Genomic DNA, 23,092 nt, shown 5'->3' with positions numbered 1-23,092 from the left:
TTCGTTGGGGCCGCAGTGACTGCGGCGCTCGTTGGCCGGACAACCGGCTGGCGCATGCGCCATTTACCGCTATTGCGCTGCTTAAGGGGCGAACGTCCAGGCATGCACGCACACCGTCCAACCCTCACAAAACACAGCAAAGCGCGGGATTATATATGGTTAGCCCGCCACTTGCAGCCGCAGCCCCAAGCGCTTTTGCCAGCGCTTCCTATACTCAGACGCACAGCTACCTGACGGCCTATTTACGGGAGAGGCTTATGAGCACGCCAAACCTGGCTGAAATTCCCAGCGATTTGCTGGCAGATTTCCGCCTGGAATCCAGCGAACAATTCCAGCGTTGCGAGCAATTGCTGATCGAGCTTGAGCGTGCTCCTGATGACCGCGAGCGCCTACGTGAGCTATTTCGCCTGATACACACGCTCAAGGGCAATCTCGGCTATATAGGTCTTGCGGGGCTAATGAACGTACCGCAGGCGATGGAGGATGTGCTGGCGCGCCTGAGGGAAGGCCAACTGTACTTCGACAGCCTGCTAGGCGACATCCTCCTGCTAAGCCTCGACCACTTGAAAGACCTGATCCGGCACACACTCGACGGATCAGCAGCACAGTTTGAGGCAACCCAGAGCAATGCGCTCAGCAAGGCGCTCAGCGCTCTGGCGATTGCACCACAGACACAACAGACGGCTGCTCGCAGCGCATTGCTGCAACAGCTCGACCCCAGCTCGCGACCACCAACTGATACCAGCACGAACGAACCGGCTGTCATTGAGCTACTCAGACACTACGGAATCGAACCTGACGCCGACCTGCTGTTCTTTGTCGACTTAATGCAAGCCAGCGAACGCCGCTCACGCTTTTGGCAAGGTCGCGGCCTGCGCCAACTTGACCTGGCACTGGCGATAAACCAGTTAGGCGGCAGCCCAGAACAGCCCGAGCAACTGACAGCAGCGATCTGCCTACATGATATTGGCATGGCCTTCCTGCCACTGGAGACACTGCATAAGGAAGCCCATTTCAATCGCGAAGAACGCCGACAAATGCAATCGCACCCACGCCTCGCCAGCGAGCTTCTCAAACGCATGCCGCACTGGGCTGCAGCAGCGGAAATAACCCTGCAACACCAGGAACATGCGGATGGTAGTGGTTACCCCAAAGGCCTGAAGGAAGTCGAAACCAGCCCCGGTGCCCTGATCCTCAATATCGTCGACACCTTCGAGGCTCGCACCCACGAACGCGCCCACCAAACCCTGAATAAACGCCCACTCCTACGCGCCATTCTGGAAATCAACAACCTTGCAGGCCGGCAATTTAGCGGCCACTGGGTCGAATTATTCAACCAGACGCTACAGCAGCATCCAGAGCTGGCACATCGCTAAGCCACGGACTCAAGCAATATCACTCTCCAACCACACCTGACGCTATAAAAATTGAACCCATACCCAGCAATAGCTTCCAACCATCAATTTCATTGATATAAACCACGGTAAAACTTGGTAAAACCCATGATAGGCTCTGCCCATTACGCGGGCAGCCAAGCCCCAAGCCACCTGAGAGGAGAAATGGTATGGAAATCAATATCGGAATAGCTGAACAGGACCGCGCCGCGATTGCCGAAGGCCTGTCGCGCTTACTCGCTGACACTTATACGCTGTACCTGAAAACCCATAACTTCCACTGGAACGTCACTGGCCCGATGTTTAACACCCTGCACCTAATGTTCGAAGGTCAGTACACCGAGCTATCACTTGCCGTCGACCAAATTGCTGAGCGCATTCGCGCCTTGGGCTTCCCCGCCCCTGGCACCTACGCAGCTTACGCCCGCCTCTCCTCCATTAAAGAGGAGGAAGGCGTACCTGCCGCGCAGGACATGATCAAGCAACTGGTTCAAGGCCAAGAAGCTGTCGTACGTACCGCCCGCGGGATTTTCCCATTACTAGACAAGGTCAGTGACGAACCCACAGCAGACTTGCTGACCCAGCGCATGCAAGTCCATGAAAAAACCGCATGGATGCTGCGCAGCCTACTAGCCGCGTAGGTAAATCAAGCAAAAGGCCCGTATATACGGGCCTTTTGCTAGTCGCTAGACCGCAGCTGCTCTATGCTTTAGTCAATTGCAATCTGGCCACAGTGACACGCATGAACAAACCTGCCAAAGCCCCCAGCATTCTGGAACTGTACCCCGAGGAAACCCGTGATGCTGCGGCGCTTCTGAAAAAGGCGGTACCGTTAATGATGCGCCATGACATCCCGCCTAACCCAGTGCACTACGCGCTGTGGTACACCTACAGCAAAGGCTTGGAGCCCGAACTCAATCGCCGCCTAGACAAGACTGTTAGCGACTTCGACAGTTTCCCTCCAGAAACCGCTGCTAAATTGTTCCGCGACTACATCATCAACGGCGAACTTGAAGAAGCCCGCGCAGGACAACAACAAGTCATTGAGCTAGTCGATGACATCGAAGGCAACGTTTCACGCAGCATCATTGGTAGCCGCAACTATCAAATAAGCCTAGAAAGCGGCCTTGCAGCGCTGCAAGAACCCATCATTGATGACCTGCCGAATGTCCTAACTGAACTGCAACAAAGCACCCAGCTAATGCAGGACCAGCAAGACAAATTCCTCTACCGCCTCAATGCCGCCCAGCAAGAGATCAAAAATCTACGCAACCAGCTGGAACGCGCTCATATTGCAGCGACACTAGACAGCCTCACGCAAGTGTTCAACCGCAATGCATTTAGCAAGCTGCTTGAACAAATCTTAGGCAGCGGACACGAAGGCGTTGCCCTGGTAATGCTGGATATCGATCACTTCAAGCAGTTCAACGATCAGTATGGCCACCCTCTGGGCGACCGAGTCCTACAACACGTAGGACAACTACTACGAGAATGCCTCCCAGCCCGCGCGATCGCAGCACGCTACGGCGGCGAGGAGTTTTGCATTATCTTGCGAGACAGCTTTGACACGATTAGCGTGCACGCCTTCGCCGAGCAACTGCGGCTCAAGATCCAATCACTACGCATCAAGATTCGCCGCACAGATGAAGTACTCGACAGCATCACGGCCTCATTCGGCTACTCATTAGCGATACCCGGTGACACCTTGGAAACCTTGCTAACCCGCGCCGACGACGCGCTTTATCAAGCCAAAAGAGATGGCCGCAACCAGGTAAACCCCACACCCGACCAAACAGCTCTCAGCGCCTGATTGAGAAGCCCACTTCTTTACTGTTAAATACGCCCCGTGCCGCTGAGCCATATTCATGGCCTAGCGCATAGGCTGGTGCGCTCGACCACTATGCAACGAAAATTATGCGCAACCAGCTCTTCCTAGTAATTATTCAAATTAAGCGAGCTCATTGAACATGTTGAAAATTGTCCACCTCCTAACAGGCGCCCTAGCCCTACTGCTTTCCTTTACCCCCTCCCTACGCGGCACGTCTGAATCACTGCTGCAGCAACCTGACGCACTGTGCCTAGCCCTATTTGGCTTCCTAAACCTATTACTCGCGCCTCAACTGCCCATCTGGCATGCAGGACTGCGCCATCAAGCACAGAACCTTGTCTGCGCCCTCCTAATCCTTGGCACGCTGCTACAAGCACTGATTCTGCTCGCACCACTGCCGCTCATTGCTAACCAACCGGCCACCCTGTTTAGCCTGTTAATCACCGCAGCAGCCATCGCTGTTCACTTAGCGACTAATCTGCGCCTGCAATCACGTAACACATCAAGCTCGCAAGACTTGGGCGATCGCGAAACAGGCACCGTAAAATGGTTCAACACCTCAAAGGGCTTCGGCTTTATCTCCCGCGACTCAGGCGACGATATTTTTGTGCACTTCCGGGCGATTCGCGGTGAAGGTCATCGCGTATTAGTAGAAGGCCAACGAGTCGAATTTGCCGTAATGCAACGCGACAAAGGCCTACAAGCAGAAGACGTCATAGCTGCACTGCCGGCACGACGTTAACCCTAAAATGCAAAAGGCCCGCATACGCGGGCCTTTTGCATTGCATCAACTCAATAATGAGGCGGCGGAGCCTCATCCTCACTCAAGCCAAACTGCGAACTCGCCTCATCCTGACGCTTGATCAATGCAGCCATCTGCAGCTGCAAGCGCTCCAGAAGACGCTGCTGCGACACCAGCACATCGTTGAGTGCCTGAATCGTGTCATCCTGAAAAGCCAAACGACTTTCCAGCTCATTGATACGCTCTTCCATTTCCACCAACTCAACTTTCAACAAAGATGAAATCGTCAGTCAGCACCAACCGCAAGCGAGCGGTTAATGCTGCTAGCTGCTCATCAGTATAAGCTTGTGCAGAATGCCGCCCCCAGACAGGAGCAGGCCAAGAAATATCCTCACGCCGGCGCGCAATCACATGCATATGCAACTGACTCACCACGTTACCCAGGGTCGCGACGTTCATCTTGTCTGCCGCAAAACAGTCTTTTAGCACCTCAGCCAACCCAGTAGTCTCTCGCCAGAGCTGTAGCTGATCCTGCGCACCCAACTCAAATAACTCACTAACACTCTCACGACGCGGCACAAGAATAAACCAAGGGTATTGCGCGTCATTCATAAGCAACAAACGACATAGTGGGTAATCCCCTAGCCATATAGTGTCACTCTGTAACTGCGAATCGAGTGCAAACATAATTATTTCCTTAACTACAATCCTAGAACTTCAGCAATACAAATACCTCGCCGAAGAACAACTCGTACGAGGCACCACAGCGTACGCTGAAGTGATGCGCCCAGCACTGATTAGAACAAAACCACCGCGCACCAAGAGATAGCATCCAACACCACAAAATCATACGTACGCACCAAAACAACCCCTTCGGCAACACCTCAAAATCTCACAGCAACTGAAAGGCAACCTGCTCCAAGGGCCACCAGTCAAACCCCGCCAAGAAAAGCCTGCCTAGCGTCATAAAAACGAAAATAAATACCAATAACTCAGGAATAACCAGCAAATACACCCAAAAACCGTACGTGACATTTAGATATCGAGAAAATTCCGATCTTTTTCTGTTTTGTGCACGGGTCTTGCTAGGTAATCCATGACGAATCGTATTGCACCGTTTGGTGGCCCAAGGCTAGCAACAGGCAAGCGTAAAAATCCGTCAGCATTAGCCTGTAGCACGCCAGAAGCACCTACAAAATTGCGACATGCTTCATAAGCTTTTGCGACACAGCCGTGAAGAAATCGTAGTGAATAGATTGCAACTATCGCCAATATTGGCAGCGTGCTATAAGTTACCGCCGACACAAAAAGAAAGAGTCGTCCATATAACAACCAGCCGGACGGCGCAACTTTTCTAAACCAAAGGAGCAATCACGATGCAAGTGATGAAGTGGAGCGTAATCGCCCTCGCAGTAGCAGCGGGCACCACCCAAATGGCAGTGGCATCCAGCCAGTCCGAGTCTAAGGGCTTTGTTGAAGATACCAGCTTCGACATCTTCGCTCGCACCCTGTACTTCAACCGCGACTACCGTAATGGTGGCGGTAACATTGCTGACGCAACCAAGTCAAGCGGCTTCAAAAATGGCTACCGCGAAGAAACCGGCTTCGGTCTTCGCCTGCTGCTTGAGTCCGGATTCACCCAAGGCACTGTCGGCGTAGGTGTTGATGCCTACAGCCTGAGCAGCGTTAAGCTGGACAGCGGTAAAGGTCGTTACGGTACCGGCCAATTCTCCCAGACCGATGACGGTAGCGGAGATGACACTCAAACTGAAGTCGGTGGCGCAATCAAGTTCCGCGTTTCCGATACTGTTTTGAAATATGGTAACCAATTTGTTGCTAGCCCAGTGTTCTCTACTGATGACAGCCGCATCTTGCCGGAAACAGCTACCGGCACTTACTTGGTTAGCAATGAAATTGAAGGCCTAGAGTTGAGCGCCGGCCGTTTCACTGGCCTTAGCAGCCAGACTGAAACCGGCCATGATAGCGCAGAGCTGACCTCCGCTAACATCATCGGTGCCAGCTACCAGTTCACCGATAATTTTAGTGCAGCCTACCACGCCTCCGATGTTGAAGATTATTGGAAGAAGCATTACATCAATGCTAATTACACAATTCCAATGTCCGAAGAGCAGTCACTGAACTTTGATTTCAATGCTTACAAAACCGACGATCAAGGTAAAGAGCTTGGTGGTAAGGTCGATAACACTGTCTTCAGCCTGGCAAGTGCTTATAGCTTCGGCGCGCACACCGTAACACTGGCTTACCAGCAATCCTCTGGCGACTCAGCTTACGCATACGGCGTCGATGGCGGCGGTACTGTCTGGTTGGCGAACGCCACCACCAGCGAGTTCTGGACCGAAGACGAGCGCTCGCTGCAAGCTCGTTACGATATCGACATGACTGCCTATGGCGTACCAGGCCTGAGCTTTATGGCTCGCTACATCTCTGGCTGGAACGCGACTGTACGTGACGATGCTGGCGTCATCACCGGCACCGACGGTAAGGAACACGAGCTGGGCCTTTCTGCCAAGTACGTGATCCAAGAAGGCGCAGCTAAAGACCTGTCCTTCCGTATCGCTCACAACATCACTCGTGGCGATAACGTTGCAAGCGCAGGCGCCTCTAGCACCAGCGACGTGAACGAAGTTCGTATCTTCATCGACTACCCGCTGAGCGTGTTGTAATTCAGCAGTAGATTGATAGCGAAACAAGAAAGCCCGACTTAGGTCGGGCTTTTTCTTGTCCATAAAAATCTTACAACGGCAAGGCATAGGTCCCCGTTACATGGGCCACCAGCTCCTCCTCATTGCCCTGTGAATACACTGACACCTCGCATACAGCCTGCCTGCGACTCAAGCGCAATATGCGCGCATCAGCCAATAGATCCACCGGCTTTGGCTTAACCAAAAAATTGATATTCAGGTTGGACGTCACGGCCATTTCCACCCGTCCTAGGCTGCCCAGCACCACCGCATACATGGCCGCATCCGCCAGCGCCATAATGGTCGGCCCAGACAAGGTGCCACCCGGGCGTACCAACTTGCTGTGGAACGGTACGCGCGCCAGCGCACCATCTGCATCAAGCCGGTCGATACACAAGTTGATATCTTCCGCCATCGGTAACCCTGCACGAATCAACGCTTGCACCTGCTCTGCCGTCAATATCGACATATCCCCTCCTTAATATGTGCACGCCAGCATCCTGTACGCATCTGTACAGGCACCGTACAATGCGGGCCATTCAAAATCTCTTGCAACCGACAGAACAGCCAATTATGCGTACCAGCCAGTTCCTGCTCTCGACTCTTAAAGAAACTCCATCCGATGCTGTAGTAGTTAGCCATCAGCTAATGCTGCGTGCCGGCATGATTCGCAAGCTCGCTTCCGGCCTCTACACCTGGCTGCCTATGGGCCTGCGCGTATTGCGCAAGGTTGAGAAAGTAGTGCGCGAAGAAATGAACGCCGCTGGTGCGCTGGAAGTGCTGATGCCAGGCATTCAACCTGCCGAACTGTGGCAGGAGTCCGGCCGCTGGGAGCAATACGGCCCCGAGCTGCTACGCATGAAGGATCGCCACGGCCGCGAATTCTGCGCTGGCCCGACCCATGAAGAGGTGATCACCGACCTGGCGCGTAATGAGCTGAACAGCTACAAGCAGCTGCCAATCAACCTGTATCAGATCCAAACCAAGTTCCGTGACGAAATCCGTCCGCGCTTCGGTTTGATGCGTGGCCGCGAGTTCATCATGAAGGATGCCTACTCCTTCCACGTCGACCAAGCGTCGCTACAGCAAACCTATGACCGTATGCATCAGGCTTACTGCAACGTCTTCACTCGCCTGGGTCTGAACTTCCGCCCAGTGCAGGCCGATACCGGCTCCATTGGCGGCACTGGCTCCCACGAATTCCACGTACTGGCCGACTCCGGCGAAGACGATATCGTCTTCAGCGACAGTTCCGATTACGCCGCCAATATCGAGAAAGCCGAAGCCGTACCCCGCGAAAGCAGTCGTGGCGCAGCGACTGAAAGCATGCGATTGGTCGATACCCCTGACACCAAAACCATCGACGCGCTGGTGACAGGCTTTGGCCTGGCCATCGAAAAAACCATCAAAACCCTGATGGTCCATGGTGCTAAAGAAGGCACCATGGTAGCGCTGATCGTACGTGGCGACCACGAACTCAACGAGATCAAAGCTGCCAACCTGGAAATAGTTGCCAGCCCATTGGTATTCGCCAATGAAGCTGAAATTCGCGCGGCCATTGGGGCTGGCCCTGGCTCACTGGGCCCGATCAACCTGCCAATCCCGTGCATCATCGACCGCTCGGTTGCCTTGATGAGCGACTTCGCTTCTGGCGCCAACATCGACGACAAGCACTATTTCGGCGTCAACTGGGAACGTGACCTACCGCTGCCGGAAGTTGCCGACCTACGCAACGTGCTAGCCGGCGACCCAAGCCCAGATGGCCAAGGCACCCTGGAAATCAAGCGCGGCATTGAAGTTGGGCATATCTTCCAGCTGGGCACCAAGTACAGCGAAGCGCTGAACTGCCAGGTGCTGGGTGAAAACGGTAAGCCGGTGATTCTAACCATGGGCTGCTATGGCATTGGTGTTTCCCGCGTGGTTGCAGCCGCCATCGAGCAGAACAACGATGAGCGCGGCATTCTCTGGAATGACGCCCTTGCGCCCTTCCACATCGCGCTGGTGCCACTGCGCTACGAGACCGACGCCGTGCGAGAAGCCACTGACAAGCTGTACGCCGAACTCACCGCTGCAGGCTATGAAGTGTTGCTCGATGACCGCGATAAAAAGACCAGCCCAGGCATCAAATTCGCGGATATGGAGCTGATCGGCATCCCACACCGCATTGTCGTCAGTGATCGCGGTCTGGCCGAAGGCAACTTGGAATACAAGAGTCGCAAGGAAACCGAAGCGCAGGCTGTGCCTGTGACCGATATCCTGAGCTTTATCCAAGCCCGCATCAGCCACTGATATCAGCCCTTTTAGCAAGAGTCGTCATGTTCAAGCGAAGCACCTTCAGCCTCATCGCCACCCTCCTGGGTGGCGCTCTGCTACTCAGTGGTTGCGCTAACCAGCTGCCACAGCGCAGCGAACACGAGGAACGTGTCGAGCGTAAACTGCTCGATCACAGCCTGCAGATTGATGTCGGCGAACCACGCGTATTGGAGCTGCCACAACGCCGTGTACGCGTGCATGAACAGAAGACCTTTGAGGTGACGGCATTTGACGTAACCCGCCGCTATGACCGCTACACCCCTTATCAACCGTGGCGTGAACTGTATGAGGTGCCGCTCGGGGCGTTAGCAGTAGTCGGCGGTATCGGTGCCAATGCTTTGAACGTTGTGCTGCTAGGCAGCCTGCCTGACACCGTCACCAAAGACTGGATCAGCTACGGCTTTGCCGGGCTCAACCCGACAATGAACGTCGAGTCCAATGGCCGTTCGCAACAAAACCTCGCCAGCCTGGAAGAGCATCGCCAAGATGCACGCATGGAATACTCCAGCCTGCCATGGGCTGAACGCCCGGTAATGGTCAAAGCTGGCGAACAGACTCACGAATTGCTGACCGACCGTAACGGCATCCTGCGCTTAAACCTGCTCGACAGCCCGTTTGCCGAACAGGATGTCACGCAGATCAGCACACTGCTGCTAACGGTTGAAGATGACCAAGGATCGGCGCGCGCCGATGCCTCGCTACTTGTCAGTCGCACCTTGCGCGGTAAGCTACAGGAAGCTCACAGGCTGATTTACAACGACCTTGAGGGCGATGATGTGGCGCAGTGGGTGCACCGCGTCAAGCGCCTGTCAGAACTCGGCCTCGAAGAGGAAGCCAGCGAGCTAGAGCAGAGCCTGATAGAGTTGACCCGAAACGACCCAGAGCTACAGAAGATTTTCCTGCAGTCCCTGACCAGGGACGCAGGACGTCTAGTCGCCGACCCCGGCAACGATTGATCAGCACATGCGCTGGCAGATGACCTGCGCCCTGCTCGGCTTACTGTGCTGGAGCACGACGCAGGCTGATGTACGCCAAGCGCCGGAACCGGAGCTGCGCGCATTACTGCAGCAAACAGTGGCCCAAGCTGACAGTTTTCAGGACCGCTTCGACGCCGAAGTCTGGCTGCTGGATATGTCCACACGCTTGCGTCGCTATATTCCTGATGCCGAGGAACGCCTGAGCCTGCTGCGACTGGTGCATCGCGAGGCCAGCAAAGCGGGCTTGCGCCCCGACCTGGTAATTGCTCTGATTCATAGCGAAAGTCACTTCGACCGCTTCGCCATCTCCTCGGTCGGTGCACAGGGCATGATGCAGGTAATGCCCTTCTGGAAGGCCGAACTGGGTCGACCGCAGGACAACCTCACCGACAATGCCACTAACCTACGTTATGGCTGCACTATCCTCAGCTTCTACCTACGCAAGGAAAAAGGTGACCTCAACCGCGCCCTGGCTCGCTATAACGGCAGCCTAGGTAAGCAAGCCTACCCGGCTAAAGTAGTCGGCATCTGGCATGACGTCTGGTACGTCAAACCATAGGATGGGTTAGCGGCGCGGAGTACAAGACGCAAGCAAAGCAGGAAACCCTGTGCGCCGCGTAACCCATCAACGACTCAGCGCCGCACGATAAACCCAGCAATGCCCTGCAGCGCCAGCTCCTGCAACTCCAGTGCTTCAACCTGCGCTGCATCTGGCCCTTGCTGCAGCCAGCTCGTCAACTCTGCCACCGCAGGCTCATTGCCCTCGAAAAGCACCTCGACGCGGCCATCACTCAGGTTACGCACCCAACCCTCAAGACCGAGGCGTTCAGCCTGCGCCGCGGTCATCTGACGAAAGCCAACGCCTTGCACTCGCCCAGAAATATAGCCATGCATGCATACGCGCGTCACAGACCTACCCCTCTGCCTTGAGTGCAGCCAAGCGAGCCGTCAGGCCAGCGGCCGTTTGCTCGCCCAACAGACGCTCTCGCATGCGCCCTTGAGGGTCGACGATATACGTCACCGGCAGTACTTCGGCGCGCGGCAACTGATAGCGTTCGGCGGGGTCCTGCGCCAGCACAGTGAAGGTAATTTTCATATCCTCAGCAGCCTGGCGCAGTTTCTCGCCTTGCAGCGCATCGAAGTTCACCCCCAGCACCTGCACCGCTTGCTCCTTGAGCTGCGTTTCTAGCGTATTGAGCTGAGGAATCTCGGTGCGACAAGGTGCGCACCATTGCGCCCAGTAATTAATCACTAACCACTGGCCTTCTAGGCGCTCAACCGCTACCTTTCGTCCATATTGGTCGACGCCAATATCTTGCGCGCAACCGACCAGAATTAGACCTATGCCAACGCTTACAACAGCACGGATAACGGCCTGGAAACGCACTCCCATGCATTCGCTCCTCGATTATTCGACAAGGTTGATATGACATTAGATGCCTTGCGCCTGGAAGTGCCAGACATCCTCGAAACAGACGTCGCACCACTGGCCGACCTCAACGAGCAGCTGGATCAGGCCCGCCTGCAATTACCAGAGCAAGCCTTGCAACACGTGCTCAGCTTGCTCTTCAGGCTAAACCGCAGCGCTATGACCTTACTTGAAAGGCAACGCGTCCTGCAAAGCTTCAGCGATCATTACCGCCATTACAGCCAGGCCTATCAGGGCGCAACGCCACCCAGCCCACTATTTGTGCGCCTGTGCAGTGAACTGGCGGTTGGCTTCAAACGCCTGCTCCTGCAAATCATCAAGGGGCGTCAACCATCACGCCCGCACCTGGCATGGTGTCTGTATATGGCCCAGCACTTCCTCGCGCAGAGCCTGCTACGGCACTACCAACTGTACCAAGAGCCACCACCCAGCCTGTGGCGCGATAGTCACTTGCTGTATTGGATGGGTGAACATCAGGACTGCCTGGATGAACCCGTGGCCGCAGCATTTTCCCCACAACCGTCCAACACTTTGCGCGGCCTCTATCAGCAGATGCTGCTTCTAGCCCTGAGCAACCCGTTCCATTTGGCTAATGGCGAATGCGCCCTGCTGTTCGGCGCACTCTCACCCTTATCTGGGCTGGCGCGACTGCTGCCCTGGGACGAAGACGAGGAAATCGACGGGCCAATAATAGACCTGACGGAATCACAACCCTGCCTGGCCTACGCCCAGACGCCAGAGGGCAGCTCGACCTATCTGCGACGCTTTGAACTGGGTGCCGTGCTGGTTGCTTTGCACGAACCAGCCCCCCTGCAAAGCCAGGCAGAACGCCAGATACTGGATCGCGTTCAGCAACACTGGCTAGGGCGTCAGCAGCGTCGCCACAGCCGTGCCGAACACAGTTCCACATGCGACATGGTGGTCGGGCTGACAAGCATCCACGCACAGCTACTGGAGCACCGCCCACCCCGTACAGCCGCGCAGATCCTCGACGCCAGCTCAGGTGGCGCACGCCTGCTGTGCAATGCGGACCAAGCCACTCAGCTTTGCGTCGGCCAGTTGGTGCTGCTGCTCACCGGCAGCGATACACCCACCCTCGCCCTCGTACGCTGGCGACACCTGAACAATGAAGGTTTGCACCTGGGCCTGCGCTACCTGAAAGGCCTGCCCCGCTCCGTATGGCTGCGGCGTACGCCAAGTGCACAAACCCACCCTGGCGTACTACAAAGTACTCCGGCACCGGGCAATGGCTGGCACCACGGCTTGTGGCTACCCAATGGACAATTCGTAGAAGGTGAAAATATCTGGCTGCAACTGGCTAACGCGCACAACCAGGCCATTCTCCCGCTGCCAGCCGCCAACTTGCTTACAACCGCAGTCACGCGCTACCCAATGCAACTAGCCTGATACATAAAACTGCGAGAAAGGTCACGCAGGGAACCGGCCAAGCACACAGTTTCATCCGACTGGACGGATTTATAATCGGTCGCAATCACGCTTGATACGATCTGTTATTACCTTGGAACAGCACAATGACCCAAGCACTCGACAAATTGGTCGGCCAAGTAGCCTCTTCCATCGTCAATCTCGCCCGATTACACGTCACCCCATACGAAGGCCGCGTTGCTGAGTTCAACGTCGCTGCTTGGCTCCATCTGCCAGGGCTGGCCGATCTGCCAGTATCTCTGCTGATCAGCTACCGCGATGGCAGCGCCCGCCGCGAAGTGATGGTCGATCATGGCAAGGCTAATCAACAGGGTAAAATTCTGCTCTCGGGCGTAGCGCGCCTACCGGTCAAACAGAACATCGAAGACATGCAGGTGCGCATGCGCTCTGCAGTGGCGACAAATAGCCTGATAGTCGAAGAGTTATTTGTCCAGGCGGCCGAATTGCCGCAGATCGATAGCCGCCAAGCGCTCGCCTGAAAGCAGCTGACAACCCAACGGGCTTGAGAAGGCGTTATGCAGTCAGCCGGAGACTCTTTCACATGGCTCACACAGCGTGCCCGTGCTATCCACCGCTGAGTTCTCGACAGCACCAACAGTAGAAGATTGCGCTGTAGCTGTATCGACATTGACTAAGGATTGCGGCCAACTGCTAAAACGCAGGCCAGTAATACGGTTAAGTCGCTCAAGTGCCTCTTGAGGGTTACGCTGGTGCAGATAAATCACATTGCCTTTAGTGGCTGTCATAACGCTTCACACTCCGCCAATCCATGCCTACGGGCAATCTAGTCACTGTCAGTAGAACAGATAGCGAGAAGCGTGCCAGCTTCCTTTGCGCTATTTAACGCTCCCATAATCATCCGCACCATCAGCACAGCGCCGCAAACTGACGTTTTACGTCACTCTGCCGAATCCGGCGGCGGCGGCTGAAGCCATTGCCCCAAGTCGACAGCAAATAAGCTTGCCTGCTCTTCCTGCAATTGCTCCAAGCCATTGCGCAGCGCTGGATACCAATGCTCATCAAGCTGTTCAGGCAGATTTTCCACCCGAGGCAATGGCCAAGGGCTGTGGCTGAGTAATTGCTGCACCGGGTAGTGGCTCAGATCACGGCTCAGCACCCAATTACCGGAGCCCGTGGGGGCAACCAGCTTCTGCTGTTCCAGAAAGGCCAAGGTCTCCTCCCATTCATGCTCAGCCAACTGCCAACCTTGGCGCTGCACATCGCGCAAGCGCACCTTTAATCCTGATTGTTGCCGCTGATAAAACACCCGCAGCACGCCAAATACCATTAGCAATCGCGGCATGGCTCGCCTGCGCCATTGCTGTGAAATACCCAAACTGCACACCAGCTCAGCGCCAACCAGCACGATCAACCAGGACAGATAAATCCACAAAAGAAACAGCGGTACCGTGGCAAAGGCCCCGTAAATCAGCTGGTAACTGGGAAATAAGCGTACATACAGACCGAACAGCATCTTCGCCACCTCAAACAAGATGGCCGCGAACAAGCCGCCAAAAAATGCATGGCGAATCGGCACTTGAGCATTCGGCACCGTCGCATACAGCAGGGTAAAAGCAGCCACGCTGAACAGCAGCGGCATAAACTTGAGCAATGCCTGCACACCCAATAAAGCATCCGGCCCAGAGATCATCGATAGCGAAGCGATGTAGGTGCTGATGGCGAAGCCACCACCGAGCAACAACGGCCCCAGGCTGAGAATCGCCCAGTACAGCAGAAAGCTCGAGACGCCACGGCGCGGTTGACGCACACGCCAGATGGTATTGAAGGTTTTCTCAATGGTCACCAGCATCCAGAATGCTGTGGCCGCCAACACCACTACGCCCACCCAGGTCAGCTGGCGCGCTTGCGTGGTGAAATCACGTAGATATTGCTGCAGGGTCTCCCCGGCAGACGGGACGAAATTGCGGAAAATAAAACTCTGGATTTGCTCGCCGGTGTCTTGAAACGCGGGAATCGCCGACAGCATGGAAAAGGTTACGGTCATCATCGGCACCACCGCAAACAGGGTGGTGTAGGTAAGCGCGGCGGCATTGTTGGCGCCTTGATCAGCGATAAAGCGCTGCAACAGAAAACGCCAGAACTCCCACATATCATTAACGCGCTGCAGCATGCCCTCTCCTTAGCCTTTTACCCATGTGTAACCTACTAGAGGCGCAGGCGCAGGTGCCTTTAGCGGTTAGAATAGCCGCCATCGAAGGTAACAGGCGACCCGCACATGACCGATCTGACGCTCTACCATAACCCGCGCTGCTCAAAATCGCGCAGTGCATTGCAGCTACTTGAAGAGCGCGGGCTAACGCCGAGCATTGTGCGCTACCTAGAAACCCCGCTGAACGCGGCGCAATTGCAGGAACTGCTGCGCAAGCTCGGGATCAGCGCCCGGCAACTGCTGCGCAGCGGCGAAGATGAGTACAAGAGCCTAGGCCTTAGCGACCCGCAGCTGACTGACGCGCAGTTGATCGATGCCATGGTCAGTCAGCCCAAACTGATTGAACGCCCTATTCTGGTCGTCGGTGATAAAGCCGTTGTCGGCCGTCCACCGGAAAACATCCTGGAGATTCTGCCGTGAGCGCACCTTATATTCTGGTGCTGTATTACAGCCGCCATGGCGCCACCACAGAAATGGCCAAACAGATCGCCCGCGGCGTAGAAATGGGCGGTCTGGAAGCGCGCCTGCGCACCGTGCCGGCAGTATCCACCGAGTGTGAAGCTGTCACGCCCGATATTCCGGCAGAAGGCGCGCTGTACGCGCGCCTGGATGACCTGAAAAACTGCGCGGGCTTAGCACTCGGTAGCCCGACCCGCTTCGGCAACATGGCCGCGCCCCTCAAGTACTTCCTTGATGGCACCAGCGGTCTATGGCTGACCGGCGGCCTGGTCGGCAAACCGGCCGGCGTGTTCACCTCCACCGCCAGCCTGCACGGCGGCCAGGAAAGTACCCTGCTGTCGATGCTGCTGCCGCTGTTACACCACGGCATGCTGATAACCGGCCTGCCTTACAGCGAAGCCGCACTGTTAGAAACCCGTGGCGGCGGCACGCCTTATGGTGCCAGCCATCACGCCGGAGCCGATGGCAAGCGCGCGCTGGATCAGCATGAAACTGCACTGTGTCGCGCACTCGGCCAGCGCCTGGCACAAATCGCGATAAAACTGGAGAGCGACCGTGGCTAAAACCGCAAAACCGCTGCCGTCCTTAGAGTGGCTGCAACCACGGTTGAAGATAAGCCGTGTAGCCAGCCTGCTGAGCTTCTTTTGCCTGGCAGCTTTGTTGCTGGTGTGGAACCTGGGCTATGCCAATGTCCCGGGCAAATTGCTTTGGGTGATCCTCGCCATGCAGCTTGCGCCACTATTGCTGCTGGCCCCCGGCCTGCTCCTGGGCACAGCCCGCGCCCATGCCTGGGCCTGCTTTGTGGTGAATCTGTACTTTATCCAGGGCGTACTCGCGGCCTTCGACCCCAGTAAAGCGCTGTACGGCTGGCTACTGACGGGCCTGAGCCTGAGCCTGTTCTGCGCCGCCTTGATGTTTACCCGCTGGCGCTTTCAGTACGAACGCAAACTGGCAGGGGAAGTCTGATGCATCAAGGGTCTGTTACCGTTTCATCGCGAGCCACGTTGCCGCGAGTGAAACGGCAGCAGACCCTAGTGTTGCTGCCAGGCCTCAATGGCAGCGACGCCCTGTTTGCACCTTTACTCGCTCATCTGCCACCTACGCTGGACGTGCAGGTGATCTGCCTGCCAACGCAAGGCAGCCAGCACTTCGCAAGTATCGCTGACCGGTTACTCAGCGAGCTCGGCAATACACCCTATGTGCTGCTTGGTGAGTCGTTCTCTGGGCCGTTGGCCTATCAACTAGCGCTACGCCAACCGCCTGGCTTGCAAGGGGTGATCTTCGCGGCCTCATTTTTGACCCGCCCGCACCCACTATTGCCACTGGCCCAGTATCTGCCCCTGCCAAGCTGGCTACTCAAACAGAAGAGTTTGCTGAACCTGTTTTGCTTGAACGGCCACTCTCAGCCTGAGCTGACGCAAGTACTAAGCGAAGAAATCCAAACGCTTGCAGCGCATTTATTACGCGCCCGCCTGCATAGCCTTAAAACACTGGGCAAGCCGGTCTTAAAACTTGCATTACCAGCGCTGCATTTACTGGCTAGCCAGGACCGATTGCTAACACGTAACGCGCAGAACAGCGTGAGTGATGGCTGCACACAACTAAAGCAAATATGGCTGAATGGCCCGCACTTCATTTTGCAGACGCAGCCACGCGCGTGCGCTGACGCTATAGCGGAGTTTATTGCGGCGCTAACTGAGTAAACATGAGCCTTACCAGCCCAATGTTTCCTTGAGGAAGGGAATCGTCAACTTACGCTGAGCCTGCAACGAGGCTTGATCGAGGCGTTCGAGCAATTCGAACAAGGCGTTCATGCTGCGCTCGCCGCGAGTCAGAATAAAGCGCCCGACCTCATCACTCAGGTGCAAGCCACGACGCGAAGCGCGCAATTGCAAAGCACGCAACTTGTCCTCGTCGGAGAGTGATTGCAGCTGAAACACCAGCGCCAGGGTCAACCGCGACTGCAGGTCGGCTAGTTTGATCGACAACTCACGGGGCGAGGCGTTGGCAGCCAGCAATAGCCGCCGACCACTGTCACGCAGGCGATTGAACAAGTGAAACAGCGCTTCTTCCCACTCTCTGCGCCCGGCCACCGCATCCAGGTCATCCAGGCAAACCAGCTCGCAATGCTCTAGGTTGTCCAGCAATGCCGGGCCGTGCTCGGCCACCTCGGCTAACGGCAAATAAACCGCCAGCTCGCCACGTTGTTCAAAGCGCAGACAGGCCGCCTGCAACAAGTGACTACGTCCCACGCCTTCGCCGCCCCATAAATAGATCAGGCTTTCCGCCCAACCGGCATCGGCGCCACACAGACACTCGACATAACCCAATGCCGCAGCATTGGCTCCAGGGTAGTAATTGGCGAAAGTGGCGTCATCACGCAGACGCACACCTAAGGGCAGTTGTATGGGTGTCATGCTGGGGTTGGCGACTCGTCAAAGCCGCTGGCTGGCTCACCGTAAAGAGCGCAAAGTCTATAGCCTTCTGCGCGCTAAGTCATTGATGGATATAGCGAGTATTGGCTGGATAGGTCTAGCCAATACTTGCTTTTGCACTCGATCGTTCGGACTTTAGTTCAACTCAATCGCTGTCATGCGCAGCGCCATAAGCGTCCGATTGCTTATAAAAATCATGTAGATGACGCGCTAGCACCATGATCACCGCTGCCACTGGCAACGCCAGGAGGATGCCGGTAAAGCCAAACAACTGGCCGCCGGCCATGATCGCGAAGATCACCGCAACCGGATGCAAACCGATGCGATCACCCACCAGCATGGGCGTCAACAGCATACCTTCAAGCATTTGCCCGACGACAAATACCGCAGCGATGCCTAACAGCGGGTAAAAATCCAGGCCGAACTGAAACAAGCCTGCCGTCAGAGCAGCACCAATCCCCACCACAACGCCCAAATACGGCACGATGCTAGCCAAGCCGGCCAGCACACCGATCAGCAGGCCAAGCTCCAGACCAATCACCATCAGCCCAGTGGCATACATCACGCCAAGCGCCAACATCACCAGCAGTTGACCGCGCAGGAAGGCCCCGAGCACTTCATGGCACTCGCTGAAAAGTTGCACAACAATACTTTCGCGACCACGCGGCAGCAGGTTACGCAATTTGGCGACCATTAGATCCCAGTCACGCATCAGGTAGAAGCTGACTACCGGAATCAACAGCAGATTAGCCACCCAAGCCAGCAACGCCAGCCCAGAGGCAGTGGCCTTGGACAGCAGCATGCCGACGATATCGGTGGTTTTACCTAACTGCCCGGACAGCGCGGTTTTCAGTTGATCAAAACGCCAGAAGCCTTCGCTTAAACCCAACTTGAGCTGAATCAAAGGCAGGGCCTGATGCTGAAGCCAATCGAGCATTTGTGGAACCAGTTCGTACAGGCGCACCAGTTGCTTGCCCAACATGGGCACCAATACCAGCAACAGAATGGCCATCACCAAAGTAATCAGCGCAAAGACCACCACCACGCCCCAGGTACGCGAGAGCTTCCAGCGCTCCAGGCGGTCAACCAGTGGGTCGCCCATATAGGCCAACAGGATACCGATTAGAAATGGCGACAGAATCGGTGCCAGCAGATACATCAGACCGCCCAGCAGCAGCGCCGCAACTAACCATATCCAACGATACGAATCGATCATGCTCTGCGCTCCATATGCCAACACCTATCCAAAAAATCATTCATGCCGCGTCCCGTCAAATAAGAAAACCGCAGCTCAAGAGCTGCGGTCTTGTAAGTCAGAGCCCCTGCAATTGCCGCAGCTTACCAACGAAACCGCAACACATTGTCATCATGCACGGCGACTGGTGCAGCAGGCTCAGCCTCGGCCGCAGGCGACGTAGCCACCTGGCTGGTATCGACCGCTGGCGCGTCTACCGGCACTTCCTGCAAGTGCGCCAAGCCCAGCTGTGCACGCAACTGCTCGGCATTAGCCTGCACTGCAAATGTCAGCGTATCGCCCTCAACCTTGCTCAGTTGCGCGGCAAACGGCTCAAGAATGCGTTGCAGTTCGGCATAGCGCGCCAGATCGACGCCCTGAACCTCAACGGTCAAGCTGTTGGCGGCACCGGCTGCCACAATAAAGCGTGGAGCCAAACGCTGACTCACTGCCAACAGAATGGCATCAGCCAGTGCAGCTTGATCAGCCCCCTGCACGGCTCCTTGTTCGCGCTCATCGCCTAACCAAAACCGCCATTCTGCTTGCCACTGGCCATTACCTTCACGCGCCACAACGGCCAGCAAGGCATCGGCAGCGTAGCGTTCGGAGGCTTCGCGCAAGGCCTCCGGGTAATTTACCGTAAGGTTTTCCGCCACGCCCACCAGTTGTTCAGAGAGATCGGCCAACGGCAGACGCAACGGCAAGCCACGATGCTGTGCAGCCTGATTCAGCACAGCCGCAGCCGCCTGACCATCACCGATCAAGCGACTGCCATCACTGGCATCACTCAACCACCACAGCAGAATGCTTGGACGGTTCGCGCCCCACAGGGCCAAGCCCGCCTGACGCAAGACGCGGTCAGTGCTATGCGGGTCAAAATCGACCAGTAGTTGATCATCTTCATAACCGTATTGGCTGATAATTTGTTGCGGGTCCTTGCGCAATGCCGCCAGTGCGGGGCTTTGCGCGGCGTCGGCCTTGCCAGTCAAGCGCAGCACCAGAGTATCCAGCGCACGATTAAGGGCCGCCGCACGGTCTTCCGGCTGCTGGCTGCTGACCGCCTCACGGACTTGATACAGATCGCTCACTGGCGCGGCAAAAGCCTGCAAGCCAGTCAGCGATAAACAGACAAGAAGCAGACGAGCAGTCAAACGCATGGATAGATTCTCGACGAAAGGAAAGTGACACACAGGCCAGGTTTAACATCAGTTGCAGCCAGTTCAGGCCCGCGCAGGCCATCTAAAGCGGCTCAAGATAGCCAGTTTAGGGGCTGTAAAGGCGCATTCCAAAGCCATTTTCAGCCGCACAAGGCAAACAACAGCCAGATTTTGAATAAGCACCTACCTTAAACAGCCACCCTAACGCCCGCAACCATAGCGGGTGGCCGCTGCCGGGTAAGCCTGATAAAATCGCGCGCCTTCGCAGACCGCCGCCACAAGCGGCGATGCCTATCCGAATTTCCCTTAAAGGCCTGGATCTATGAGCAAGCAACCCTCCATCAGCTACAAGGACGCAGGTGTAGATATCGACGCAGGCGAAGCCCTGGTCGAACGCATCAAAGGCGTAGCAAAGCGCACTGCGCGTCCGGAAGTCATGGGTGGGCTGGGCGGCTTCGGCGCGCTGTGCGAGATCCCTGCTGGCTACAAACAACCCGTACTGGTTTCGGGCACTGACGGTGTCGGCACCAAGCTACGCTTGGCGCTGAACCTGAACAAACACGACAGCATCGGCCAGGACCTGGTCGCCATGTGCGTCAACGATCTGGTGGTTTGCGGTGCAGAACCGCTGTTCTTCCTCGACTACTACGCCACCGGCAAGCTCAACGTTGACGTCGCCGCCACCGTAGTGACCGGAATCGGCGCTGGTTGCGAGTTGGCAGGCTGCTCCCTGGTTGGCGGTGAAACCGCTGAAATGCCGGGCATGTATGAAGGTGAAGACTATGACTTGGCCGGTTTCTGCGTCGGCGTTGTAGAAAAAGCCGAAATCATCGACGGCTCCAAAGTCGCCGCAGGTGATGCGTTGATCGCCCTGCCGTCCTCCGGCCCGCACTCCAACGGCTATTCATTGATCCGCAAGATCATCGAAGTGTCGGGCAGCGAAATCGAAAGCACCCAAGTCGACGGTAAGCCACTGACTGATCTGCTGATGGCACCGACGCGCATCTACGTCAAACCGCTGCTCAAGCTGATCAAGGACACTGGCGCCGTCAAAGCCATGGCCCACATCACCGGTGGCGGCCTGCTCGACAACATTCCGCGCGTACTGCCTAAAGGCGCTCAGGCAGTGGTCGACGTGGCCAGCTGGACGCGCCCAGCGGTCTTCGACTGGCTGCAAGAAAAAGGCAACGTGGATGAGCACGAGATGCACCGCGTCCTCAACTGCGGCGTTGGCATGGTTATCTGCGTTGCTCAGGATCAGGTCGACATCACCCTGCAAACCCTGACCGCCGCTGGCGAACAGCCATGGGTCATTGGTCAGATTGGTGAAGCCGCCGAAGGTGCAGCCCAAGTCGTGCTGAACAACCTGAAACAACACTAATGCCAACACCGTGCAATATCGTGGTGCTGATTTCCGGCTCCGGCAGCAACTTGCAGGCGCTGATTGACAGCATCCAGACCGGGAACATCCCGGCGCGCATCAGCGCAGTGATTTGCAACCGCGCTGATGCCTATGGCCTGCAACGAGCACAAGCAGCTGGCATTGTCACCACGTTACTCGACCATAAGCAGTTCGACGGCCGCGAGGCCTTCGACGCTGCTCTGATCGAGGCTATCGACGGCCACAACCCACAGTTGGTGGTACTGGCCGGCTTTATGCGTATCCTCACCCCCGGCTTTGTTCGCCACTATGCGGGCCGCTTGCTGAATATCCACCCCTCACTGCTGCCTAAACACAAAGGTCTGCATACCCATCAACGGGCTTTGGAGGCGGGTGACCACGAACATGGATGCAGCGTGCACTTTGTCACAGAGGAACTCGATGGCGGACCACTGGTCGTACAGGCAGTGGTACAGGTACAGTCGGATGACTCGCCGACTACCCTGGCGCAGCGAGTGAATCAGCAAGAACGAGTGATTTACCCGCTGGCAGTGCGCTGGTTTGCTGAAGGCCGTTTGCAGCTCGCAACGCACGGGGCCATGCTGGACGAGCAACTGTTACCGAGTACCGGACACCTTATTCGAACTTAGGAGACACCATGGGTCGCGCCTTACTGTTCGCACTATCGCTTATCTGCCTGCCGGCATTAGCCGCCGGGCTGAAACCCTTTTCCGCTAGCTACACCGCTGACTGGAAGCAATTGCCTGTCAGCGGTAGTGCTGAGCGCAGTCTGCAAGCGCTGGATAACGGCGTATGGAAGCTGAATTTTGAAGCCTCCATGCTGGTTGCCGGCCTGACGGAAGAAAGCACCCTGCGCCTGGATAAAGATGTATTCCTGCCACAGACCTACCTGTATGAACGCAACGGTTTGGGCAAAGGCAAGAAGATCGAATACGACTTCGACTGGAGCGCCAAGCAGGTTATTGGCAGCGATCGCGGCACCCCGGTTCGCCTGCCGCTAAACCGAGGCCTGTTGGATAAATCGACTTACCAACTGGCCCTGCAGTACGACGTAGCCGCCGGCATCAAGAGCATGAGCTATCAGGTAGTCGATGGCGAAGATGTAGAGACCTACGACTTCCGCGTACTCGGCGATGAAGCCGTGCGCACCAAAGCAGGCCTGATTGACGCCATCAAAGTTGAGCGCGTGCGCGATCCGACGAAAAGCAGCCGCAAAACCATCCTCTGGTTCGCCAAAGACTGGGACTTCCTGCTGGTGCGCTTGCACCAGGTCGAGACCGACGGCAAGGAATACCAGATCATGCTCAAGGAAGGCAGCGTTGACGGCCGCCCCGTAGAAGGTCGCAAGGATTGAATAGCCTGTAATAAAAAAGCCGAGCTAACTAGCTCGGCTTTTTTATGCCT

Annotated in this window: 26 protein-coding genes and 2 pseudogenes; 18 read left to right on the top strand and 10 right to left on the bottom strand. The window is 56.2% G+C overall.

Translation table 11 applies throughout. From position 1 onward, the window contains the following. The first annotated feature begins 257 nt into the window (after positions 1-257). From VCA57_RS13030 to VCA57_RS13010, 5 genes and pseudogenes are all read left to right on the top strand, one after another. Positions 258-1,376, top strand: a complete 1,119-nt coding sequence (locus VCA57_RS13030; protein WP_411185451.1) for an HD domain-containing phosphohydrolase — start codon at positions 258-260, stop codon at positions 1,374-1,376. A 188-nt stretch (positions 1,377-1,564) separates the two neighbouring features. Next, a complete protein-coding gene (locus VCA57_RS13025; RefSeq protein WP_108489828.1) occupies positions 1,565-2,035 on the top strand; it encodes a Dps family protein in 471 nt (156 codons plus the stop codon). A 101-nt stretch (positions 2,036-2,136) separates the two neighbouring features. Next, complete coding sequence (locus tag VCA57_RS13020; RefSeq protein WP_411185450.1) at positions 2,137-3,204, top strand: GGDEF domain-containing protein; 1,068 nt, start codon at positions 2,137-2,139, stop codon at positions 3,202-3,204. 157 nt (positions 3,205-3,361) lie between these two features. Then, positions 3,362-3,634 (top strand): annotated as a pseudogene (locus tag VCA57_RS13015) (cold shock domain-containing protein membrane protein); the annotation flags it as partial. Positions 3,635-3,739: 105 nt separating this feature from the next. Continuing rightward, a complete protein-coding gene (locus VCA57_RS13010; protein WP_169852850.1) occupies positions 3,740-3,964 on the top strand; it encodes a cold-shock protein in 225 nt (74 codons plus the stop codon). 50 nt (positions 3,965-4,014) lie between these two features. Here VCA57_RS13010 and VCA57_RS13005 read toward each other — a convergent pair whose 3' ends face one another. Both VCA57_RS13005 and VCA57_RS13000 read right to left on the bottom strand, forming a co-directional pair. Continuing rightward, positions 4,015-4,215 (bottom strand): SlyX family protein, encoded by a 201-nt coding sequence (locus tag VCA57_RS13005; protein ID WP_411185523.1) that lies wholly within the window; start codon positions 4,213-4,215, stop codon positions 4,015-4,017. Between the two features lie 10 nt (positions 4,216-4,225). Further along, complete coding sequence (locus tag VCA57_RS13000; RefSeq protein ID WP_411185449.1) at positions 4,226-4,651, bottom strand: HIT family protein; 426 nt, start codon at positions 4,649-4,651, stop codon at positions 4,226-4,228. 689 nt (positions 4,652-5,340) lie between these two features. Between VCA57_RS13000 and VCA57_RS12995 the strand changes: the two genes are divergently transcribed. Continuing rightward, positions 5,341-6,648 carry an OprD family porin gene (locus tag VCA57_RS12995; RefSeq protein ID WP_411185447.1) on the top strand — a complete coding sequence of 436 codons (1,308 nt, stop codon included), beginning with the start codon at positions 5,341-5,343 and terminating at the stop codon, positions 6,646-6,648. Positions 6,649-6,718: 70 nt separating this feature from the next. Here VCA57_RS12995 and VCA57_RS12990 read toward each other — a convergent pair whose 3' ends face one another. Further along, positions 6,719-7,126 (bottom strand): PaaI family thioesterase, encoded by a 408-nt coding sequence (locus VCA57_RS12990; RefSeq protein WP_411185522.1) that lies wholly within the window; start codon positions 7,124-7,126, stop codon positions 6,719-6,721. Between the two features lie 113 nt (positions 7,127-7,239). Here VCA57_RS12990 and VCA57_RS12985 point away from each other — a divergent pair, with 113 nt between their 5' ends. From VCA57_RS12985 to VCA57_RS12975, 3 genes are read left to right on the top strand one after another with little or no spacing between them, the layout of a single operon-like run. Then, a complete protein-coding gene (locus tag VCA57_RS12985; RefSeq protein ID WP_411185446.1) occupies positions 7,240-8,955 on the top strand; it encodes a proline--tRNA ligase in 1,716 nt (571 codons plus the stop codon). Between the two features lie 26 nt (positions 8,956-8,981). Then, complete coding sequence (locus VCA57_RS12980) at positions 8,982-9,935, top strand: hypothetical protein (protein ID WP_411185445.1); 954 nt, start codon at positions 8,982-8,984, stop codon at positions 9,933-9,935. 7 nt (positions 9,936-9,942) lie between these two features. Next, positions 9,943-10,515, top strand: a complete 573-nt coding sequence (locus tag VCA57_RS12975; protein WP_411185444.1) for a transglycosylase SLT domain-containing protein — start codon at positions 9,943-9,945, stop codon at positions 10,513-10,515. Between the two features lie 74 nt (positions 10,516-10,589). Here the strand turns inward: VCA57_RS12975 and VCA57_RS12970 are convergent, their stop codons facing one another. After that, the gene (locus tag VCA57_RS12970) at positions 10,590-10,865 is read right to left on the bottom strand and encodes an acylphosphatase (RefSeq protein ID WP_411185443.1); all 276 of its coding nucleotides are present in this window, start codon (positions 10,863-10,865) and stop codon (positions 10,590-10,592) included. A gap of 4 nt (positions 10,866-10,869) precedes the next feature. Further along, complete coding sequence (locus VCA57_RS12965; RefSeq protein WP_411185442.1) at positions 10,870-11,349, bottom strand: TlpA disulfide reductase family protein; 480 nt, start codon at positions 11,347-11,349, stop codon at positions 10,870-10,872. 33 nt (positions 11,350-11,382) lie between these two features. Here VCA57_RS12965 and VCA57_RS12960 point away from each other — a divergent pair, with 33 nt between their 5' ends. After that, the gene (locus tag VCA57_RS12960; protein ID WP_411185441.1) at positions 11,383-12,792 is read left to right on the top strand and encodes a PilZ domain-containing protein; all 1,410 of its coding nucleotides are present in this window, start codon (positions 11,383-11,385) and stop codon (positions 12,790-12,792) included. A gap of 125 nt (positions 12,793-12,917) precedes the next feature. Beyond that, the gene (locus VCA57_RS12955; protein ID WP_411185440.1) at positions 12,918-13,310 is read left to right on the top strand and encodes a hypothetical protein; all 393 of its coding nucleotides are present in this window, start codon (positions 12,918-12,920) and stop codon (positions 13,308-13,310) included. 150 nt (positions 13,311-13,460) lie between these two features. Here the strand turns inward: VCA57_RS12955 and VCA57_RS12950 are convergent. Together VCA57_RS12950 and VCA57_RS12945 are read right to left on the bottom strand one after the other, a co-directional pair. After that, a pseudogene (locus tag VCA57_RS12950) lies at positions 13,461-13,577 on the bottom strand (hypothetical protein); the annotation flags it as partial. 152 nt (positions 13,578-13,729) lie between these two features. Further along, the gene (locus VCA57_RS12945) at positions 13,730-14,962 is read right to left on the bottom strand and encodes a virulence factor BrkB family protein (protein ID WP_411185439.1); all 1,233 of its coding nucleotides are present in this window, start codon (positions 14,960-14,962) and stop codon (positions 13,730-13,732) included. A gap of 105 nt (positions 14,963-15,067) precedes the next feature. Here VCA57_RS12945 and arsC point away from each other — a divergent pair, with 105 nt between their 5' ends. Genes arsC through VCA57_RS12925 form a run of 4 tightly spaced genes read left to right on the top strand, consistent with a single transcriptional unit; the run spans position 15,068 to position 17,163 of the window. Next, positions 15,068-15,421, top strand: coding sequence for an arsenate reductase (glutaredoxin) (gene arsC / locus VCA57_RS12940; RefSeq protein WP_411185438.1), 354 nt, complete (start codon positions 15,068-15,070; stop codon positions 15,419-15,421). Next, positions 15,418-16,023: an NAD(P)H:quinone oxidoreductase gene (gene wrbA / locus VCA57_RS12935; RefSeq protein WP_411185437.1), complete on the top strand. Its 606-nt coding sequence runs from the start codon at positions 15,418-15,420 to the stop codon at positions 16,021-16,023. Before arsC ends, wrbA begins: the two co-directional genes overlap by 4 nt. Beyond that, positions 16,016-16,426: a DUF2069 domain-containing protein gene (locus VCA57_RS12930; RefSeq protein WP_411185436.1), complete on the top strand. Its 411-nt coding sequence runs from the start codon at positions 16,016-16,018 to the stop codon at positions 16,424-16,426. Before wrbA ends, VCA57_RS12930 begins: the two co-directional genes overlap by 8 nt. Continuing rightward, positions 16,426-17,163, top strand: a complete 738-nt coding sequence (locus VCA57_RS12925) for an alpha/beta fold hydrolase (protein WP_411185434.1) — start codon at positions 16,426-16,428, stop codon at positions 17,161-17,163. The genes VCA57_RS12930 and VCA57_RS12925 overlap by 1 nt, the downstream gene beginning before the upstream one ends. A gap of 9 nt (positions 17,164-17,172) precedes the next feature. On the opposite strand, the gene hda is transcribed toward VCA57_RS12925, so the two are convergent. The 3 genes from hda to VCA57_RS12910 all read right to left on the bottom strand — a co-directional run bounded on the left by hda (position 17,173) and on the right by VCA57_RS12910 (position 20,286). Next, positions 17,173-17,877: a DnaA regulatory inactivator Hda gene (hda, locus tag VCA57_RS12920; RefSeq protein ID WP_411185432.1), complete on the bottom strand. Its 705-nt coding sequence runs from the start codon at positions 17,875-17,877 to the stop codon at positions 17,173-17,175. Positions 17,878-18,040: 163 nt separating this feature from the next. Continuing rightward, positions 18,041-19,111 (bottom strand): AI-2E family transporter, encoded by a 1,071-nt coding sequence (locus VCA57_RS12915; RefSeq protein ID WP_411185431.1) that lies wholly within the window; start codon positions 19,109-19,111, stop codon positions 18,041-18,043. A 122-nt stretch (positions 19,112-19,233) separates the two neighbouring features. Then, positions 19,234-20,286, bottom strand: a complete 1,053-nt coding sequence (locus VCA57_RS12910) for a DUF2066 domain-containing protein (RefSeq protein ID WP_411185430.1) — start codon at positions 20,284-20,286, stop codon at positions 19,234-19,236. Positions 20,287-20,608: 322 nt separating this feature from the next. Between VCA57_RS12910 and purM the strand changes: the two genes are divergently transcribed. Genes purM through VCA57_RS12895 form a run of 3 tightly spaced genes read left to right on the top strand, consistent with a single transcriptional unit; the run spans position 20,609 to position 23,042 of the window. Then, positions 20,609-21,667, top strand: a complete 1,059-nt coding sequence (gene purM, locus VCA57_RS12905) for a phosphoribosylformylglycinamidine cyclo-ligase (RefSeq protein ID WP_411185429.1) — start codon at positions 20,609-20,611, stop codon at positions 21,665-21,667. Then, positions 21,667-22,317, top strand: coding sequence for a phosphoribosylglycinamide formyltransferase (purN, locus tag VCA57_RS12900; protein WP_411185428.1), 651 nt, complete (start codon positions 21,667-21,669; stop codon positions 22,315-22,317). The genes purM and purN overlap by 1 nt, the downstream gene beginning before the upstream one ends. Positions 22,318-22,325: 8 nt before the next feature. Further along, entirely contained in the window at positions 22,326-23,042 is a 717-nt protein-coding gene (locus VCA57_RS12895; RefSeq protein WP_411185427.1) for a DUF3108 domain-containing protein, read from the top strand. The last annotated feature ends 50 nt before the right edge of the window (positions 23,043-23,092 follow it).

This window comes from Pseudomonas sp., from assembly GCF_046581935.1.
Lineage (GTDB): Bacteria > Pseudomonadota > Gammaproteobacteria > Pseudomonadales > Pseudomonadaceae > Aquipseudomonas.
The sequence above is the reverse complement of the archived record's forward strand: the minus strand, read 5'-3'. Positions and strand labels throughout refer to the sequence as shown.